Origin of the sequence: Drancourtella massiliensis, assembly GCF_016900655.1 — a bacterium.
GTDB lineage: Bacteria > Bacillota > Clostridia > Lachnospirales > Lachnospiraceae > Sellimonas > Sellimonas catena.
The window spans coordinates 1-1,709 of record NZ_JACJKH010000063.1 but is presented as its reverse complement, the minus strand read 5'-3'; the positions used below and the strand labels follow the sequence as shown (position 1 = coordinate 1,709).

The window sequence follows — 1,709 nt, the reverse complement described above, 5'->3', positions numbered from 1 at the left end:
GGTTAATTGAAATCCTTACTGCAACATTGAAGTTGTAACTGCACATTGAAAACTTTATGAAGTTGTAACTGCATAATATCATGAGTAATTGCAACAGTTTTAAGCTGTTTTTCTGGCTTTGGATTGCCTTTTTTCGATTTTCCTTGTAAAATTTCTTAAAGGAAGACATGACAAAACACAGACTGCATTTTTTACTTTTCGCAGAAGTTGTAAATGCACCCTGTTTGTGTTACCTTTTTTACCGTGTCCTGTCTTCTCTAAAATTCCGGTTTACTTCTTAAACAAAGCCGGTGTAAGGGTTATGGAATCGGATGGGATCTTTTCAAGGCCCAGGAGGTTCGCAGTCTCCTGGCCGTAGATCTTGATAAAAAGATCTATAGGAGCCTGTCCGTTCCACTTTTTTCGCGGATAGGAATTGATGTGGTTCATCATTTCCCTGATCTCTTCTTCCGTATATTCATCCTTTGCATGATTTTTAGGTATGATATAACGGATCAATTCATGGTTCCGTTCACAGTTGCTCTTCTGATTTGTATTCATCGGGTCACAATAGAATACGCGGCACTGGATCTCTCCGGTCTCCATATCTGCTTCGATTTTTTCAGGATCGCTGAATTCGCTTCCCCGATCGGTAATAATAACCTGAAAAAGCATTCGGAACTTCTCATCTCCAAGTGCTTCCCTCAGCCGGCAGAATATTTCTGTTACTGATCCCGCTGTGTTGCGCTCTCTTAGGAACATGAGCTGTACGTCACAGTTGGTAAACAAGATTGTCAGCAGTGTCTGGCCGCCTTTGTGTATAACCACACTGTCCATCTGGCTGACTATGGCATCTGGATTCTGGCGCATATATTCTTCGCATTCTTCATAGCTGCGTCCGATATGGCATTTTCGATCTACCCTGAGAACCGGACCGCTCTTTTTACGTTCCGGCCTGCGTAGTTTCCTTCTCAGGTCTATATTTCTGGCATCCAGAAGACCTGCGTCAATATAGGAATAGATTGTCCGGTCCGATACTGGCAGCTCATCTCTGTAATGTTCACAGATAACAGGAAGTGACTGTCCTTTTTTTAGCAGCGGTGTAATCGTATCATTGATCCGATTTAATTCCTGCTCTGTGAGGGAGATTCCTTTCCGGGACTCCGAGAGCATCTGTTCATACTGCTGCTGAGCATACTTGGCATCATAGAGCATCCTGCGCAGACGGCAGCGAAGCCGGTGGTCACAGGCATTACATACAAACGGTGACTTTTCATAGTCTGTACAGAATTCTTCCTGATAATCAGGGCATCCTTCCTGGCATCGTCCACATGCTGTCTGGCACTGTTTCTTTCCACGAAAGCAGCCTGAACGACAGTTCGGGATTCTGGTACAGGTACGATGATGGGCACAGTTGTTACCTTTGGAAGTGGAGACCAGTCTCCTGTGTGCTTTGATCTCTCTGCCAACAGTAGACCGATCCTTTCCAATGTTTTTGGCGATCTGTGCGATCTTCAATCCCTGCTGCAGACCTGCCTGGATAGTAAGCCTGTCATCATATGTAAGGTGTTTATTACTCATGGTTACCTCCAATCCGAAGACAGGACAAGGATAGTATACTGGAAAAAAGGCAAAAAGAAACCATGAAGTTACAACTGCAACTCCATGGCCCATATGCCTTGTAATTCTAACTGCAACAACCTATGTTGCAATTAATTTTTCAATTAACC

1 protein-coding gene is annotated in these 1,709 nt (G+C 43.8%); it reads right to left on the bottom strand.

Annotation, left to right across the window (positions count from 1 at the left end; translation table 11 throughout):
* Positions 1–270 precede the first annotated feature (270 nt).
* Positions 271–1,560, bottom strand: coding sequence for an IS30 family transposase (locus H6A32_RS15680; RefSeq protein ID WP_087168570.1), 1,290 nt, complete (start codon positions 1,558–1,560; stop codon positions 271–273).
* Positions 1,561–1,709: the final 149 nt, after the last annotated feature.